Below are 14,389 nucleotides of genomic sequence, written 5' to 3' on the forward strand. Positions count from 1 at the left end.
TCAGTCGTGCCCGAGGGATAGCATGGACGGCGGATATCAGGCGCTGGAACTGGCACGCGGGACGGACCGGCTGGCCACCCCGGCCGGAGGACCATCCGGCTGGGCCGGAAGGCTGACTGCCTGGGCCGGGCAGGCCGAGCCAACGGGGACGGAGGCCGCCGGCCTCTCCACCGCAGCGGGCGAACCGGGCTGGGCGGCAAAGCTGAAGGCGCATGTGCGGCAGGCCGGCGGCCTGCGCAGCGCCACCCTCCTGTTCCGGCCGAGCGAGCCGAACCCGGTTTCCGCCTTCCTCGAATCCCTGACCCTACTACGGGAGCAGCTGCTGCGCGAGCGGCAGCGGGCGGATGCGGCGGAGGCCTTCGGCCCGGCTCAGGTGGCGGTGGCGGAGGCGGCGCTGCGGGAGGTGCAGGCACGCCTCACCCAGCGCGAGGGCGAGCTGGCGGCGCTGGAAGACCGGCTTGCCGAGGCGGTGAAGCGGGCGGAGCGGGCCGAGAAGGAGGCGCAATCCGCGCAGCAGGGGCTGCGGCGGCTACGCAGCCGCGGGCTCTTCGCCCGGATCCTCAATATCGAGTAGAGCGGGCCGGAGCGGTTTCCGTTGGGGAACTGTTCTAACCGGCCAGATGGCGGCGGCGGAGCAGGCGCGCCGCCAGCCCGTCGACAGGGCCGACCAGCACGGAGACGGCCCAGAAGAGGCCGGCGCTGAGCACCACGGCGGGGCCGGCCGGGAGGTCGGCGTGGTAGGACAGCAACAGACCTGCGACGCTCGCCGCCATGGCGATGGCCACCGAGGCATAGGCCATCCCGCCGAGGCGCCGTGACCAGTGCCGGGCGGCGATGGCCGGCAGCATCATCAGCCCGACCGCCATCAGCGTCCCGAGCGCCTGGAAGGCGGCCAGCAGGTTCAGCACGACAAGGCTGAGGAAGCCGAGATGCCAGATGGCGCCGCGCGCACCGACGGCCGCGGCGAAGCCCGGGTCGAAGCATTCCAGCACCAGCGGGCGCCAGGCGAGGGCCAGGGCGGCGAGGGTCAGCGTCGCGGCGCCGGCCATCAGCAGCAGCGCCCCGTCATCGACGCCGAGCACGCTGCCGAAGAGAAGGTTGGTGAGTTCCACCGCCCCGCCCCGCATCGAGACCATGGCGACGCCGGCGGCCAGCGCCACGAGATAGAGGGCGGCGAGCGAGGCATCCTCCCGCCCGCCCGTCATCCGCGACAGGGCACCGGCGCCGACCGCAACCAGCAGCCCGGCGACGAGGCCGCCCGTCGCCATGGCGGGCAGCGACAGGCCGGCGATGAGGAAGCCGGCGGCAACGCCGGGCAGGATGCCGTGCGCCAGCACATCGGCGGTGAGGCTCATCCGCCGCAGCATGAGGAACAGGCCGAGCGGCGGCGCCGCGACCGAGAGGGCGAGGCAGCCGACCAGGGCGCGGCGCAGAAAGCCGTAATCGAGGAAGGGCTGCAGGATCAGGCGGCGCAGGCCTCCGCCTGCTCGGCCCAGGCCTCGGCCATCATGCGGGCGCGGAGGCGGTTGGCGGCGGTCAGCACCTCGCCGGTCGGGCCCCAGCCGAGGCAATCGCGCGCCAGCAGCAGCGTCTCGGGGAAGTCGCGGCGCACCAGATCGAGATCGTGCAGCACGGCGATGACGGTGCGGCCCTCGCCATGCCAGCGCTTCACCACGGCCAGCAGCTCGGCCGAGGTGCGGGCATCGAGGGCATTGAAAGGCTCGTCGAGCAGGATCACCGGCGCGTCCTGCAGCAGCAGGCGGGCGAAGAGCACGCGCTGGAACTGGCCGGCGGAGAGGCTGCCCGCCGGGCGGCGCTCGAAGCCCTGCAGGCCGACCGCGGCGAGCGCAGCCTCGGCACGGGCCCGGCCTGCGCGGCCGATGGCGCGGAAGGCGCCCGTCTCGGCCCAGAGGCCAAAGAGCACGGCATCGAGGCAGGTCAGCGGGAAGGCACGGTCGAGGCTGGATTGCTGCGGCAGCAGGGCGACCTGGCCGGCGGCGCCCTCGATGCGGCCCTCATCGGGGCGGTGCAACCCGGCCAGCGCCCGCAGCAGCGTGGTCTTGCCGGCGCCGTTCGGCCCGACGATGGCGGTGAGGCTGCCGGGGGCGAAGCGGCCGGTCAGGTGATGCACCGCCGCGCGCCGCTGGTGGCTGACGGTGAGGTCGGCGATCCGGATCTCGGCGGGGCTCATGCGGCCATGGCCCAGGCGACAGCCAGCCAGAGCCCGGTCGCGACAACCGCCGCCAGCACGAGGCGGGCGGCGGCACCGGATGACAGATCGAGGGGATCGGGCCAGGACATGATGTTATGAGATAACATCACCCCCGGGCCACGGCTACCCCCCGGCCGTTCAGGAGGCCTTGCGCTTCGGCGCAGCCTTGGCGTCGTTCGCCGCCGCCTCGCCGCTCATCACTTGGCCCATCAGCACGGACTGGGTCAGCTCGGTGAGCTTGAGGTCGGTCTGCTTCTCCTCCTCGAGGATCTGGCCGAGCAGGTCGCCGATCTTCTGCTCGCCGAGCGCCTTGGCCAACGAGGCCGTGGTGCCGTAGGAGGCGATCTCGTAGTGCTCGATTTTCTGCGTCGCGGCGACGATGACGATGTCGAGGATCGGCCCCTTCTCGTACTCCTCGAGCTCGTGCTGCGCCTCCTCGACCAGGCCACGCATCGCCTCGCAGACCTTGCGGCCAGGACGGGCACCCATCTCATCGAGCGCCTGCTCGACGCGCTCGATCTGGGACTGGGTCTGCTCGACATGCATGGTCAGCGCTTCGCGCAGCTCGGGCGCGGTGACCTTGCGGACAATGCGCTGCATGTTGCGGACGCCCTGCTTCTCGGCGCTGTAGATATCCTTCAGCTGGGCGACCAGCATCTCGCGGATTTCGTTTTCCATCCGGTTCTCTCCTTGGTGGCGTGACTGTGGAAAGGAATGGCTGGCGGGGTCCGGAGTTGCCTGCGTGACGGCAACGTCTTCAATCCTTGCAATATTCGCTGTGTACGATCTCGTACGTTATTAGCCGCGCGAGGCGAGCGCTACGCCACCGAGCGTCAGGGCCAGGGCACCGACCTGGCGCAGGCCGAAGGGCTCGCCGAGCAGGGCGGCGCTGCCGAGCACGCCGACCACGGGGACGAGGAGCGAGCCGATGGCCGCCGTGCCGGCCGGCAGGCGCTTCAGGGCGCGGAACCAGGCGAGATAGGCAAGGCACTGGCCGATGACCGAGGCATAGGCGAGGCAGGCCCAGCCGAGCGGACCGACCCGTGCGGGATGCGCCTGCTCGAAAGCCAGCGCCACCGCGGCCACGGGCAGCACGCCGATCGCCAATTGCCAGGCGACGAGCGGGACCGGCGCCATGGCGAGCGGGAAGCGCTTGGTCCAGATCGTGCCGCAGGCAAAGAGCAGCGCTGTCGCCAGGATGGCCAGCACGCCGGGCAGCTTGCCCGCCATCAGGCCGGCGCCGAGATCGAGGCGGCCGGCCATCAGCAGGGTCACGCCGGACAGGCCAAGGGCAAGGCCCATCAGGCGCCGCCAGCCGGGGCGCTCGCCCAGGAAGGGCCAGGCGAGGATCGTGGCCCAGACCGGCATGGTATAGGCGATGATCGCCGCCTCCGAGGCATCCAGCCAGAAGATCGCCACCGGCGCGAAGAACAGCCAGGAGGTGACGTTCAGCAGCGCCGCCACGACGAGGCGTCCCCATTGGTCAGCGCGGGGCAGCAACGCGTCGCGCTGCAGCAGGGCGATGGTCGAGAGCAGCAGCACGGAGCCGGACGCGGCCAGCACCCGGAAGGTGAAGGGCGGCCAGTCGAGCATCAGCAGCTTCATGACCGGCCAGTTGAGGCCCCAGGCCGTGGCGGTCACGGTGAGGTAGCCGAAGCCGGCCAGCTGCCCCGCGGCCGGGGCGCCACGCCCGCTCACGCCAGCAGGGCCGCGATCCGCTCCAGGACGGGGGGTGGCAACGGACCTTTCTCGGCCGCCGCGATGGCCACCTCCAGTTGCTCCTGCGAGGCGGTGCCGATCAGGGCGGTGCCCATGGCGGCGGGGGTGATGGCATAGCGGATGGCGAGCTCGGCAAGCGAGGTGGCCAGGTCCTCCTCGACCAGCGGCCGCAGGGCCCTGGCATGGGCCAGGTCCGTCGCGTAATCGGCCGCGGAGGCGATGGGCGCGACCTCGGGCATCGCCACGGGATGGCGCCCTGCCTCGCCGGAGAGGGCGCCGGCGGCCAGGATGCGGATGCCGATCAGCCCCACCCCCTGCGCCGCCGCCAGATCGCCCAGCCGCTCGAAATCCTGTCCCGGCAGGCGCGCCGGCCGGGGGGCGAGCCAGGAGGGGTTCAGCGGGTTGAAGGGGATCTGGGCGGTATCGAAGATCCCCGTCTCGAGCAGCTGGCGCAGCGCCGGGGTGGAGCCGAGGGCGGTGATGCCGAGGAAGCGGCACTTCCCCTGCTCCTGCAGGCGGTGCAGGGCCGGCACCGCCTCGCCGAGCAGCTCGGTCAGCGTATAGCCTTCCACCACCCCGATCGGGTCGTGCAGCTGGAACAGGTCGATGCTGTCGCGGCCGAGGCGCTGCAGGCTGGCCTCCAGCGAGGCGGCGATGGCGCCCGGGATATCGCGCGGGGCCGCGGCGGGCAGGCGGATCTTGGTGCCGAGCACCGGCCGGGCGCCGAGGGGTTTCAGCACGCGGCCGAGATTGCGCTCCGACTCGCCATTGCCATAGGAGGGGGCGGTATCGACATAGGTGATGCCGGCCTCCAGCGCCCGGGCGAGCGAACGCTCCTGCTCCGCCGGGGTGCCGCGCACCATCAGCCCGCCGACGACGCCGGCCCCGTAACCCAGCACCGAGACCCCCAGTCCGGTACGCCCCAAGACCCGCTGTTCCATCCGCCGTTCCTCCCGGTTAAGGGAGGATACGCCCCGCCCGGCTTCTGGAAACCCATGCCTCGCCCGCCATGCTGCGACTGACCGAATTGCGCCTGCCGCTGGGCCATGAGCCCGAGCTGCTACGCGCCGCCATCCTCGCCCGGCTCGGCATCGCCGATGACGAGCTGCTGGGCGTGACCGTCTTCCGCCGCGGCCATGACGCACGGAAGCCGCGCGCCATCATGTGGGTCTATACGCTCGACCTCGCGCTGCGCGACGAGCCGGGGGTGCTGGCGCGGCATGCGGGCGACGCCAACCTGCGGCCGGCGCCGGACACGCGCTACAAATTCGTCGCCCATGCGCCGGAGGGCGCGCCACGGCCGGTCGTCATCGGCACCGGGCCCTGCGGCCTGCTGGCGGCGCTGGTGCTGGCGCAGATGGGCTTCCGCCCCATCATCCTCGAGCGCGGCAAGCTGGTCCGTGAGAGGACCAAGGATACCTGGGGCCTCTGGCGCCGCGGCGTGCTGGTCCCGGAGAGCAACGTGCAATTCGGCGAGGGCGGCGCCGGCACCTTCTCCGACGGCAAGCTCTACAGCCAGATCAAGGACCCGCGGCATTACGGCCGCAAGGTGCTGACGGAATTCGTCAAGGCCGGGGCGCCGGAGGAGATCCTCTACGTCTCCCGCCCGCATATCGGCACCTTCCGCCTTGTCTCGATGGTCGAGAGCATCCGCGAGGAGATCGAGCGGCTGGGTGGTGAGTACCGCTTCGGCTGCAAGGTGACCGGCCTGCGCCTCGGTCCGGGGCGGCAGGTGGAAGGCGTCGTGCTCGAGAGTGGCGAGGAGATCGCCACGCGGTCGGTGGTGCTCGCCATCGGCCACAGCGCGCGCGACAGCTTCGTCATGCTGCGCGACGCCGGCGTGCATCTGGAGGCGAAGCCCTTCAGCATCGGCGTACGGATCGAGCATCCGCAGGGCATGATCGACCGGCTGCGCTGGGGGCCGAATGCCGGGAACCCGCTGCTCGGCGCGGCCGACTACAAGCTGGTGCACCATGCGCGGAATGGCCGCAGCGTCTACAGCTTCTGCATGTGTCCCGGCGGCACGGTGGTGGCGGCGACGAGCGAGCCGGGGCGCGTCGTCACCAACGGGATGAGCCAGTATTCGCGCGCCGAGCGCAATGCGAATGCCGGCATCGTCGTCGGCATCTCGCCGGCGGATTATCCGGACGACGTGCTGGCTGGCGTCGAGTTCCAGCGGCGGCTGGAGAGCGCGGCCTTCCTCGCTGGCGGCGGCGATTACCGCGCGCCGGGGCAGCTTGTCGGCGACTTCCTCGCGGGGCGCCCCTCCACCACGCTCGGCGATGTTCTGCCGAGCTACAAGCCAGGCGTGACGCCGACCGATCTCTCGCTCTGCCTGCCGGATTTCGCGGTCGCGGCCATGCGCGAGGCGCTGCTGGCCTTCGACCGGCAGATGCCCGGCTTCGCACGGCCGGATGCGGTGATGACCGGTGTCGAGACGCGGACCAGCAGCCCGATCCGCATCCGCCGCGGCTGGGATTTCCAGAGCCTCAACACGCCGGGCCTGTTCCCGGCCGGCGAAGGCGCGGGCTATGCGGGCGGCATCCTCAGCGCCGGCGTCGATGGCATCCGCGTGGCGGAGGCGCTGGCGCTGCTGGCGACCGGGCAGGAGGTGCCGCGCGAGATGAGCCGGGGCGTGGAGGCCTCGGAGACGACCTACGGGTAGCGTCGCCTCCGTCGCCCGCCCTACTCCGCGAGCAGGCTGCCGCGGCCGACCACGATGCGGCTGACCGAGCAGATGTCGACGCTGCGGATTTCCGCCTCGCCGCCGCCGCTCCAGACCACGCGGAAATCGTAATTGCCGCCGCGTCCGGGGCGGAAGCTCGCCTTGCGGCCGGGGGTCAGCACATTCTCGCCGAGGCGGTCGCGGCCCCAGTTGCTGTTGCTGGTCGGGTTGAAATAAAGCTCATCCACCTGCACTCCGGACTTATTCACGACCTCGATCGAGGTGTCGCAGGACTGCGCGGCGGCCTGGCCGGCGGCAACAGCGCCGAACAGGACAAGCGTGAGGGCAAGGCGGCGGTGCATCGGCTTCTCCCAAGGATGGGCGGCGCGGCATCCGCGCCATGGCCCATCCCCGGAAGTAGGCCGGTTCGGGTTAAGAAAGGCTCTGCGTCAGATGCGCCTCATCAGACGGGCGCATTGCCGCCCGGCAGTTGGTCGCGCATCTCCCGCAGCTCACCGCTTTCCACGCTGGCCAGCGCGTTGCGCAGCACGCCGGCGATGGAGCGGTCGTCCATCGTGCGGGCGAGCAGGCCCAGCGCGCCGCCGAGCAGGGCGGAGGCCACCGAGATGGGGGCGATGTTCTGCTCGATCATGTACTCGATCGCCTTGTCCACCACCGAGCCGGCGTGGCTGAGATCGTCGGGGGCCACGCCCTGGGGGTCCAATTGCATGCCGTACGCTCCTTTTCGGTGCCGGAGATAGGGGCTCGCCGGCCCGGCGAAAACCCCTCAGCCGGTCGTTGCCTCGCCCAGGCGCATCCGCGGCTGGTCGAGATCGGCGGCGCGCTGGGCGGCGGCGGCCGCTTCCGCCATCGCCACCGCTTCCGACTGGCGACGCCACATCTCGGCATAGAGGCCGTCGAGGGCCGTCAGCGCCGCATGGTTGCCGCGCTCGACGATGCGGCCATCCTGCAGGACGATGATCTCGTCCGCTTCCACCACGGTCGAGAGGCGATGGGCGATGACGAGGGTGGTGCGGTCGGCCGAGATCTCGCGCAGCGCCGTCTGGATCTCCTGCTCGGTGCGGGTGTCGAGGGCGCTGGTCGCCTCGTCCAGCACCAGGATGCGCGGGTCCTTCAGGATGGTGCGGGCGATGGCGACGCGTTGCTTCTCGCCGCCCGAGAGCTTGAGGCCACGCTCGCCGACCATGGTGCGGTAGCCCTCGGGCAGGCGGGTGACGAAGTCATGCACCTGGGCCAGCTTCGCGGCGCGGACGATCTCCTCCTCGCTCGCATCCGGGCGACCGTAGGCGATGTTGTAGCGGATGGTGTCGTTGAACAGCACCGTGTCCTGCGGCACCACGCCGATGGCGGCGCGGAGCGTGGACTGCGTCACATCCTCGATCGGCTGCCCGTCGAGGATGATGCGGCCGCCGGTCGCGTCGTAGAAGCGGAACAGCAGGCGCGAGATGGTGGACTTGCCGGCGCCCGTCGGGCCGACGATCGCCAGCGTCTTCCCCGGCGGGACGCGGAAGGAGATGCCCTTCAGGATCACGCGATCCGGCCGGTAGCCGAAGCGCACATCCTCGAAGACCAGCTCGCCCGGCCCGGCGGCGAGCGGCCGCGCGTCCGGCGAGTCGGCGACCTCGCGCTCCTCCCGCATCAGGCGGAACATCGCCTCCATGTCGGTCAGCGACTGCTTCATCTCGCGATAGACGAAGCCGAGGAAGTTGAGCGGCAGGTAGAGCTGGATGAGGTAGGTGTTCACCAGCACGAAATCGCCGATCGACATGCGGCCGGACGCGACGCCGTTGGCTGCCATCAGCATCACCAGCGTCAGCCCGACGGCGATGATGGCCGCCTGGCCGCCATTCAGCATGTTGAGCGTCACCTCGGAGCGGGTATAGGCCCGCTCGTAGCGCGCGAGGGAGGCGTCGTAGCGCCGCTCCTCATGGCCCTCGTTGTTGAAGTACTTCACCGTCTCGTAATTGAGCAGGCTGTCGATCGCCTTGGTGTTGGCCTCCTGGTCGGTCGCGTTCATCTCGCGGCGGAAGCGGAGCCGCCAGTCGGTGAACATCAGCGTGAAGGCGATGTAGACGCCGATCGTCGCCAGCGTCACCGCGGCATAGGAGAAGTCGAACATCCCCCAGAGGATCACCGTCACCAGCCCGATCTCGAGCAGTGTCGGGATGATGTTGAACAGCATGAAATCGAGCACGAAGGTGATGCCGCGCGCGCCACGCTCGATCACCCGGCTGAGGCCGCCGGTCTGCCGGTCCATGTGGAAGCGCATCGAGAGCGCGTGCAGGTGCTGGAACACCTGCAGCGCGATCCGCCGCGTGGCGCGGGCCTGGACCTTCACGAAGACGGCATCGCGCAGCTCGGCGAAGCCGGCGCTCGCGGCCCGCAGCAGCCCGTAGCCGACGACCATGGCGATGGGGATGGTGGCGATGCCGCCCGCCTGCGGCCCCAGCGCATCCACCGCGCGGGCATAGACGATGGGGACCAGCACATTCGCCCCCTTCGCCACCACCAGCAGCAGCAGGGAGATCACCACCCGGGCCCGCAGCCCCGGCTCACCCTTGGGCCAGAGCCAGGGGGCGAGGGTCAGCAGGGTCTGGACGTGGGTGCGCTCGGGCGGCACGGCGGACTGGCTCATGGGGTGGCACATAGGCCGGAACGCCGGGGCGGCAAACCGGCCATATGGCCGGGAAGGACCCGCGGGGGCTAAACCTGGGGGATGAGCCCCTTCCTGCGCCATATCGAGGCCTGCAACGACCTCCCCTCCCCTGCCGGCTTCATCCCCTTCCGCATCGCGGGGACGCAGGTCGGCTGGCTGGGGCCGGAGCTGGCGCGGGGGCTGACCTTCTTCCCGCGCGACTTCCATTTCGATGCGGAGGGTGTCGCCCTGGCTTCCCGGCTGCGCGGCCCGGCGGCGCGGACCGAGGCGCTGGCGGTGGCCTGCCGGTCCCTGGCCGGCCGGGGCTTCTTCACCTTGCGGGACGAGGCCTTCGACGTGCGGGCGGAGCCGGAAGGACCGGCGCTGGCGCAGCTCGACCGGGGCGCCATCCCGGCCTTCGGGGTCCAGGCGGCCGGCGTCCATCTGAACGGGCTGGTGCGGCGGGCGGATGGGCTGCAGGTCTGGGTCGGGGTGCGGTCCCGCCACAAGCCGGTGGCGCCGGGGCAGCTCGACCATCTCGTGGCAGGCGGCATCCCGGCCGGGCTCAGCCCGCTGGAATGCCTGGTGAAGGAGGCGGCGGAGGAGGCCTCGATCCCCGCCGAACTGGCCGGGCAGGCGCGGCCGGTGGCGCGCATGTCCTATGTCATGCGCCATGGCATCGGCATGCGGCGGGACATCCTGCATGCCTTCGACCTCGACCTGCCGGAGGCGTTCACCCCGGTGCCCGCGGATGGCGAGGTGGAGCGGTTCGAGCTCTGGCCGGTGCGGCGGCTGCTCGAGACGGTGCGGGACACCGACCGGGTGAAGTTCAACGTGAACCTGGTCCTGATCGACCTGTTCCTCCGCGAGGGGCTGATCGACCCCGCGAGCGAGGAAGGCCGCGCCTTGCGGCGGGGGCTGGACCAGGGGGGATGAGCATGACGGGGCGGGACGGGATGCTGCCCGGGGTGCTGGTGGCCGGCAACCCCGCCCGCGTCGTCAGGCCCATGCCCTACCAGGCATAGGCAGGGCGATAGGCCACCGGCGGCGGCGGGGCGTAATAGGCCGGCGGGGGCGCGTAGTAGCCCGGAGGCGGCGCATAGGCCACCGGCGGAGGCGGCGGGGCATAATAGACCGGCGGCGGCGGGGGCGCCGCATAGGCATTGGCCGCGCCGAGCGCCAGCGCACCAAGCGCCAGCCCACCGATGATGCCGGCCACCGCCGCACCGCCGCCACCATGATGATGGTGATGGCGCGGGCCACCCCAGCCACCGCCATGGCCGCCGCGGTGCCAGCCCTGGGCCTGGGCGGCGGGAGCGGCGAGGGCGGTGGCTGCGATCAGGGCCGCAGCGGCGGCGATACGGAATTTCATCTCACAACCCTCCTTGGGTCTGTCCCTGATGAAACAGCCGGATCGTGCCAGGTTTGTGGCAGCAAGCCGGCGGAAAAAGGCCGGTCTCTCAAGAGGATGCGACCAGCACGCCCTCCCCGCGCAGGCCGTTGAGGAAGCCGAGCAGCGCCTCGTTCACCGCCGCCGGCGCCTCCTGCTGGACCCAGTGGCCGATGCCGTCCAGCAATACGGTGCCGCGGAGGCCGGTGGCACGCGCCGGCAGCGCCTCCACCGCCGGGCCGGCCCAGCCGAGCACCGGATCCAGCGTGCCCGCGACGAAGAGACTCGGCTGGTGGAGGAGCAGGCCCTGGAAGGGCGCCATCAGCTGCCAGTTGCGATGGATGTTGCGGTACCAGTTGAGGCCACCGGTGAAGCCGGTCCGGCGGTAGATGGCGGCGAGGGCGGCCAGTTCCTCCTCCGGGAGCCAGGCGGGCAGCGCGGGCGGCTCCGCAAGGCTGGCGAGGAACCCACTCTCCGGCAGGTCGGGCCGCCATCGCTCCGCCTCCGGCGGGTCGCCCGAAAGCGACCAGAGGGTGCGCCGCAGCGTCACCGCCGGGTCGCGGCCGAGCTCGGTCTCGGCGAGGCCGGGCTGCTGGAAATGGAGCTGGTAGAAGCGGTGGCGGCCCGCCCGGCGCAGCGCCTCCACCGGGCTGACCGGCCCGCGCGGGCTGAAGGGCACGCTGAGCCCGGCAACGGCCGGGAAGCGGTCCGGCCGCAGCAGGGCGGCGGTCCAGGCGACGGACGCGCCCCAGTCATGGCCGATGATGGCGGCCTGCGGCAGGCCGAGCGCGTCCAGCAGCCCGACCATGTCGCCGGTGAGGTGCAGGATCGTGTAGTCCTCGATCGCGGCCGGCGCCTCGGTCTCGCCATAGCCCCGCATGTCCGGGGCGATGGCGTGGAAGCCGGCCTCGGCCAGCGCCAGGAGCTGGTGCCGCCAGGAGCGCCAGGATTCCGGGAAGCCGTGGCAGAGCAGCACGGCCGGCCCCTCCCCCGCCTCCGCCACATGCTGGGTGATGCCATTGGCGGCGAGGCTGCGATGGCGGATCCTGGGCATGGGGCGTCCTCCGTCAGTCGGCGAAGCCGGGCGCCTCCTGGGCGAGGATGCGCTTGATGCTCTCGAGATGCAGGCGGGCGCTCTCGCGGTCGCCCTCGCGCATCTGCAGGTAGGTCTTCTCCGCCATGGCGGGCGGCACGGGCTTCAGGGTACGGCCGGTGGACATGGCCAGGCGCTGCGCCTCGCAGGCGCGCTCGAGGTAGTAGAGGTCGTCCCAGGCCTCGGCGATGGTCGGGCCGACCACCATGATGCCGTGGTTCTTCATGAAGACGATGTCGGCATCGCCGATGCTGGCGGCGATGCGGTCGCCTTCCACCTCGTCGAGGGCGAGGCCCGCATATTCCTCGTCGACCATGGTGCGGCCGTAGAATTTGAGCGCGGTCTGGCCGGCCCAGACCAGCGGCGGGCCCTCCAGCATGGCGAGCGCCGTCGCGTTCGGCATGTGGGTATGGAAGCAGGCGCGGGCGCGCGGGACGTTCTTGTGGACGCGGGCATGGATGTAGAAGGCGGTCGCCTCCGGCACGCCCTCGCCGGCGACGACATGGCCGTGGAAGTCGCAGACCAGCAGGCGGGAGGCGGTGACCTCCGCGAAGCCCCAGCCATAGGGGTTGACGAGGAACAGGTCGTCCCGCCCCGGAACCATGGCGCTCAGATGGTTGCAGATGCCCTCATGCAGCCCGAGCTTCGCCGCCATGCGGAAGCAGGCGGCAAGGTCGATGCGCGCCTGCTGCACCGCCGCGGCATCGAGGTTGGAATTGCGCAGGATGGCGGGGGCGGCGGGCGGGGCGAGGCTATGGGCCATGATGGGTCCTTCAGGCGGGTGGTATGGCGGGCGCCAGGGCCTCGTGCCCGGGCGCGTAGAGGTTGTTGCTGATCGCCGGGTTGCGGTTGACCAGCGGGCGGCGGAAGAGCGGATGCGTCATGCTGCGGATCTCGTGCTCGACCTGGAAGAGGCGGCGGCCATCCTCCGGGTCGATGAGGTCGATGAAGCGGTACTGGTGCTCGCTGTCCTCGCGGCTGATGAGCCCGCGCCCGGCGAGCTTCGCATGCACCCCGCCGAAATCGGCGAAGGCGAGCTGGATGTGGTGGCCGTCATACTCCGGCTGCGGCGCGTCGGTCTCGCGGTAGACGAGGTGCTGGGATGCGGCGACGAGGACATGCAGCGCGCCGTCCCGCATTGCCGCCGGGGCGCCGATGATCTGGTCATAGAAGCGGGCGATGCCGTGCAGCGTGCCGGGCGCCACGTCGAGCTGGACATAGGGCATGCCGAGATGGATCCGCCCGAAGCGCGCGGCGTCCGGCTCATGGACGCGGATGCGGTTGCCCCAGGGGCAGGTGACGTCGACATGCCCCTCGGCCTCGGCGAAGGCGTAGCGCGTGCCCTCCAGCCAGCGGCGGGCGCGGTGGAGCTGGTGCAGCAGCAGCTCCCGGTTCGGCGTCACCAGGCCGACCACGCCGCGCAGCACCTGCGCCGGGCCGGTCGGCAGGTGGAACTGGCTGACGCCGGCATTGGCCCACATGTTGTCGAGGCCGGTCATCAGATAGGGGTCGCGGGTCAGGCCGAGGCCGGTGATGTAGAAGGCCGTCGCCAGCGCCTGGTCGGGCACGCGGAGGTTGACGTGCTGGAGCTCGACCGAATTGCCGAGGGTCTCGCTGGCCCGGTTGAAGGGACAATCCACCTTCGCCATGCCGTCCATGGTATGTTCCTCCCGCTGGCGCCGCGAAGCTTCGCGCCGGGCCGGACACCACGCAAGACCTATGAGCCGCCGGGCTTCGCGCTACCATGCGCGGGCACGACAGGGGACGGCAACATGGGCACGGGCTTCCGGCTGGGCGACCTCACCATCCACCGGGTGATCGAGGAGGAGAGCCCGCTCTTCGACCCCCTCACCTTCTTCCCGAACCTTGCGCCGGAGCTGCTGGAGGAGAACCGGTCCTGGCTGGAGCCCGAGGCCATCGACCCGGCGACGGGCAAGCTGCGGCTCTGCATCCAGAGCTACGTGATCGAGACGCCGCACCACCGGATCCTGGTCGATAGCTGCGTCGGCAACCACAAGCAGCGGTCGCAGCCCTTCTGGAACAACAAGACCGATGACAGCTGGGAGCGCAACCTGGCGGCGACCGGCCTCGGCCTCGGCGATATCGACTATGTCCTCTGCACCCACCTGCATGTGGACCATGTCGGCTGGAACACGCGGCTGCAGGACGGCCGCTGGGTGCCGACCTTCCCCAAGGCCCGCTACCTCTTCGCGGCGACGGAGGTGGCGCATTGGGAGGAGGCACGGAAGACGGCACCGAACCCCGTCTTCGAGGACAGCGTGCTGCCGATCCTGGAAGCCGGGCGGGCCGACCTCGTCGCCGGCGACAGCGGCATCGGCGACCACCTGCGGCTGACGCCGACGCCGGGGCATACGCCGGGGCATGTGGCGGTGGAGATCGGCAAGGAGGAGACCATCGCGGTGCTGACGGGTGACCTGATCCACTCGCCCCTGCAGGCGCGCTACCCCGAGATCTCCATGCGGGCGGATACCGACCAGGCACAGTCGGCCGCGACGCGGCGGCGCTTCCTGGAGTGCCATTGCGACACCGGGCGGCTGATCTGCACGGCGCATTTCCCCTCACCCTCCACCGGCCATGTGACGCGCTGGGGCGATGGCTTCCGCTTCATGGCCACGGCGGGATGAGGGCCAAGG

At 71.1% G+C, this 14,389-nt stretch carries 16 protein-coding genes; 4 read left to right on the top strand and 12 right to left on the bottom strand.

The window, feature by feature from the left end:
* Positions 1-22: 22 nt before the first annotated feature.
* Entirely contained in the window at positions 23-574 is a 552-nt protein-coding gene (locus BLR02_RS13420) for a hypothetical protein (RefSeq protein ID WP_090663553.1), read from the top strand.
* A gap of 34 nt (positions 575-608) precedes the next feature.
* On the opposite strand, the gene BLR02_RS13425 is transcribed toward BLR02_RS13420, so the two are convergent.
* The 5 genes from BLR02_RS13425 to BLR02_RS13445 all read right to left on the bottom strand — a co-directional run bounded on the left by BLR02_RS13425 (position 609) and on the right by BLR02_RS13445 (position 4,872).
* Positions 609-1,463, bottom strand: coding sequence for a metal ABC transporter permease (locus tag BLR02_RS13425; RefSeq protein ID WP_090663621.1), 855 nt, complete (start codon positions 1,461-1,463; stop codon positions 609-611).
* Positions 1,463-2,191: a metal ABC transporter ATP-binding protein gene (locus tag BLR02_RS13430; protein ID WP_090663554.1), complete on the bottom strand. Its 729-nt coding sequence runs from the start codon at positions 2,189-2,191 to the stop codon at positions 1,463-1,465. Before BLR02_RS13430 ends, BLR02_RS13425 begins: the two co-directional genes overlap by 1 nt.
* A gap of 159 nt (positions 2,192-2,350) precedes the next feature.
* Positions 2,351-2,890: a ferritin-like domain-containing protein gene (locus tag BLR02_RS13435; protein ID WP_090565548.1), complete on the bottom strand. Its 540-nt coding sequence runs from the start codon at positions 2,888-2,890 to the stop codon at positions 2,351-2,353.
* Positions 2,891-3,010: 120 nt separating this feature from the next.
* Positions 3,011-3,910: a DMT family transporter gene (locus BLR02_RS13440; RefSeq protein ID WP_218127937.1), complete on the bottom strand. Its 900-nt coding sequence runs from the start codon at positions 3,908-3,910 to the stop codon at positions 3,011-3,013.
* Positions 3,907-4,872 carry an aldo/keto reductase gene (locus BLR02_RS13445; RefSeq protein WP_090663555.1) on the bottom strand — a complete coding sequence of 322 codons (966 nt, stop codon included), beginning with the start codon at positions 4,870-4,872 and terminating at the stop codon, positions 3,907-3,909. Before BLR02_RS13445 ends, BLR02_RS13440 begins: the two co-directional genes overlap by 4 nt.
* 68 nt (positions 4,873-4,940) lie before the next feature.
* Between BLR02_RS13445 and BLR02_RS13450 the strand changes: the two genes are divergently transcribed.
* Complete coding sequence (locus BLR02_RS13450; RefSeq protein ID WP_218127938.1) at positions 4,941-6,596, top strand: NAD(P)/FAD-dependent oxidoreductase; 1,656 nt, start codon at positions 4,941-4,943, stop codon at positions 6,594-6,596.
* Between the two features lie 20 nt (positions 6,597-6,616).
* Here BLR02_RS13450 and BLR02_RS13455 read toward each other — a convergent pair whose 3' ends face one another.
* The 3 genes from BLR02_RS13455 to BLR02_RS13465 all read right to left on the bottom strand — a co-directional run bounded on the left by BLR02_RS13455 (position 6,617) and on the right by BLR02_RS13465 (position 9,252).
* A complete protein-coding gene (locus BLR02_RS13455; protein WP_090663556.1) occupies positions 6,617-6,958 on the bottom strand; it encodes a hypothetical protein in 342 nt (113 codons plus the stop codon).
* 101 nt (positions 6,959-7,059) lie between these two features.
* The gene (locus tag BLR02_RS13460) at positions 7,060-7,326 is read right to left on the bottom strand and encodes a hypothetical protein (protein WP_090565554.1); all 267 of its coding nucleotides are present in this window, start codon (positions 7,324-7,326) and stop codon (positions 7,060-7,062) included.
* A gap of 57 nt (positions 7,327-7,383) precedes the next feature.
* The gene (locus BLR02_RS13465) at positions 7,384-9,252 is read right to left on the bottom strand and encodes an ABCB family ABC transporter ATP-binding protein/permease (RefSeq protein ID WP_090663557.1); all 1,869 of its coding nucleotides are present in this window, start codon (positions 9,250-9,252) and stop codon (positions 7,384-7,386) included.
* Positions 9,253-9,333: 81 nt separating this feature from the next.
* On the opposite strand from BLR02_RS13465, the gene BLR02_RS13470 reads away from it, so the two are divergent.
* Positions 9,334-10,188 carry an NUDIX hydrolase gene (locus BLR02_RS13470; protein ID WP_090663558.1) on the top strand — a complete coding sequence of 285 codons (855 nt, stop codon included), beginning with the start codon at positions 9,334-9,336 and terminating at the stop codon, positions 10,186-10,188.
* A 76-nt stretch (positions 10,189-10,264) separates the two neighbouring features.
* Here the strand turns inward: BLR02_RS13470 and BLR02_RS13475 are convergent, their stop codons facing one another.
* The 4 genes from BLR02_RS13475 to BLR02_RS13490 form a co-directional block, all read right to left on the bottom strand.
* Entirely contained in the window at positions 10,265-10,624 is a 360-nt protein-coding gene (locus BLR02_RS13475) for a hypothetical protein (RefSeq protein WP_090663559.1), read from the bottom strand.
* Positions 10,625-10,712: 88 nt separating this feature from the next.
* Positions 10,713-11,696 carry an alpha/beta fold hydrolase gene (locus BLR02_RS13480; RefSeq protein WP_090663560.1) on the bottom strand — a complete coding sequence of 328 codons (984 nt, stop codon included), beginning with the start codon at positions 11,694-11,696 and terminating at the stop codon, positions 10,713-10,715.
* Between the two features lie 13 nt (positions 11,697-11,709).
* Positions 11,710-12,498 (bottom strand): aldolase, encoded by a 789-nt coding sequence (locus BLR02_RS13485; protein ID WP_090663561.1) that lies wholly within the window; start codon positions 12,496-12,498, stop codon positions 11,710-11,712.
* Between the two features lie 10 nt (positions 12,499-12,508).
* Positions 12,509-13,393, bottom strand: a complete 885-nt coding sequence (locus tag BLR02_RS13490) for a hypothetical protein (RefSeq protein WP_218127939.1) — start codon at positions 13,391-13,393, stop codon at positions 12,509-12,511.
* 3 nt (positions 13,394-13,396) lie between these two features.
* Between BLR02_RS13490 and BLR02_RS13495 the strand changes: the two genes are divergently transcribed.
* Positions 13,397-14,380, top strand: a complete 984-nt coding sequence (locus BLR02_RS13495; protein ID WP_218127940.1) for an MBL fold metallo-hydrolase — start codon at positions 13,397-13,399, stop codon at positions 14,378-14,380.
* The last annotated feature ends 9 nt before the right edge of the window (positions 14,381-14,389 follow it).

The organism is Belnapia rosea (genome assembly GCF_900101615.1).
In the GTDB taxonomy this organism is placed as follows: Bacteria; Pseudomonadota; Alphaproteobacteria; order Acetobacterales; family Acetobacteraceae; genus Belnapia; species Belnapia rosea.

Coding starts and splice junctions, on each gene's coding strand:
- BLR02_RS13465 (WP_090663557.1), bottom strand. CDS start 9,252: ATGAGCCAGTCCGCCGTGCCGCCCGAGCGCACCCACGTCCAGACCCTG.
- BLR02_RS13445 (WP_090663555.1), bottom strand. CDS start 4,872: ATGGAACAGCGGGTCTTGGGGCGTACCGGACTGGGGGTCTCGGTGCTG.
- BLR02_RS13420 (WP_090663553.1), top strand. CDS start 23: ATGGACGGCGGATATCAGGCGCTGGAACTGGCACGCGGGACGGACCGG.
- BLR02_RS13490 (WP_218127939.1), bottom strand. CDS start 13,393: ATGGACGGCATGGCGAAGGTGGATTGTCCCTTCAACCGGGCCAGCGAG.
- BLR02_RS13435 (WP_090565548.1), bottom strand. CDS start 2,890: ATGGAAAACGAAATCCGCGAGATGCTGGTCGCCCAGCTGAAGGATATC.
- BLR02_RS13460 (WP_090565554.1), bottom strand. CDS start 7,326: ATGCAATTGGACCCCCAGGGCGTGGCCCCCGACGATCTCAGCCACGCC.
- BLR02_RS13485 (WP_090663561.1), bottom strand. CDS start 12,498: ATGGCCCATAGCCTCGCCCCGCCCGCCGCCCCCGCCATCCTGCGCAAT.
- BLR02_RS13455 (WP_090663556.1), bottom strand. CDS start 6,958: ATGCACCGCCGCCTTGCCCTCACGCTTGTCCTGTTCGGCGCTGTTGCC.
- BLR02_RS13495 (WP_218127940.1), top strand. CDS start 13,397: ATGTTCCTCCCGCTGGCGCCGCGAAGCTTCGCGCCGGGCCGGACACCA.
- BLR02_RS13450 (WP_218127938.1), top strand. CDS start 4,941: ATGCTGCGACTGACCGAATTGCGCCTGCCGCTGGGCCATGAGCCCGAG.
- BLR02_RS13480 (WP_090663560.1), bottom strand. CDS start 11,696: ATGCCCAGGATCCGCCATCGCAGCCTCGCCGCCAATGGCATCACCCAG.
- BLR02_RS13475 (WP_090663559.1), bottom strand. CDS start 10,624: ATGAAATTCCGTATCGCCGCCGCTGCGGCCCTGATCGCAGCCACCGCC.
- BLR02_RS13430 (WP_090663554.1), bottom strand. CDS start 2,191: ATGAGCCCCGCCGAGATCCGGATCGCCGACCTCACCGTCAGCCACCAG.
- BLR02_RS13470 (WP_090663558.1), top strand. CDS start 9,334: ATGAGCCCCTTCCTGCGCCATATCGAGGCCTGCAACGACCTCCCCTCC.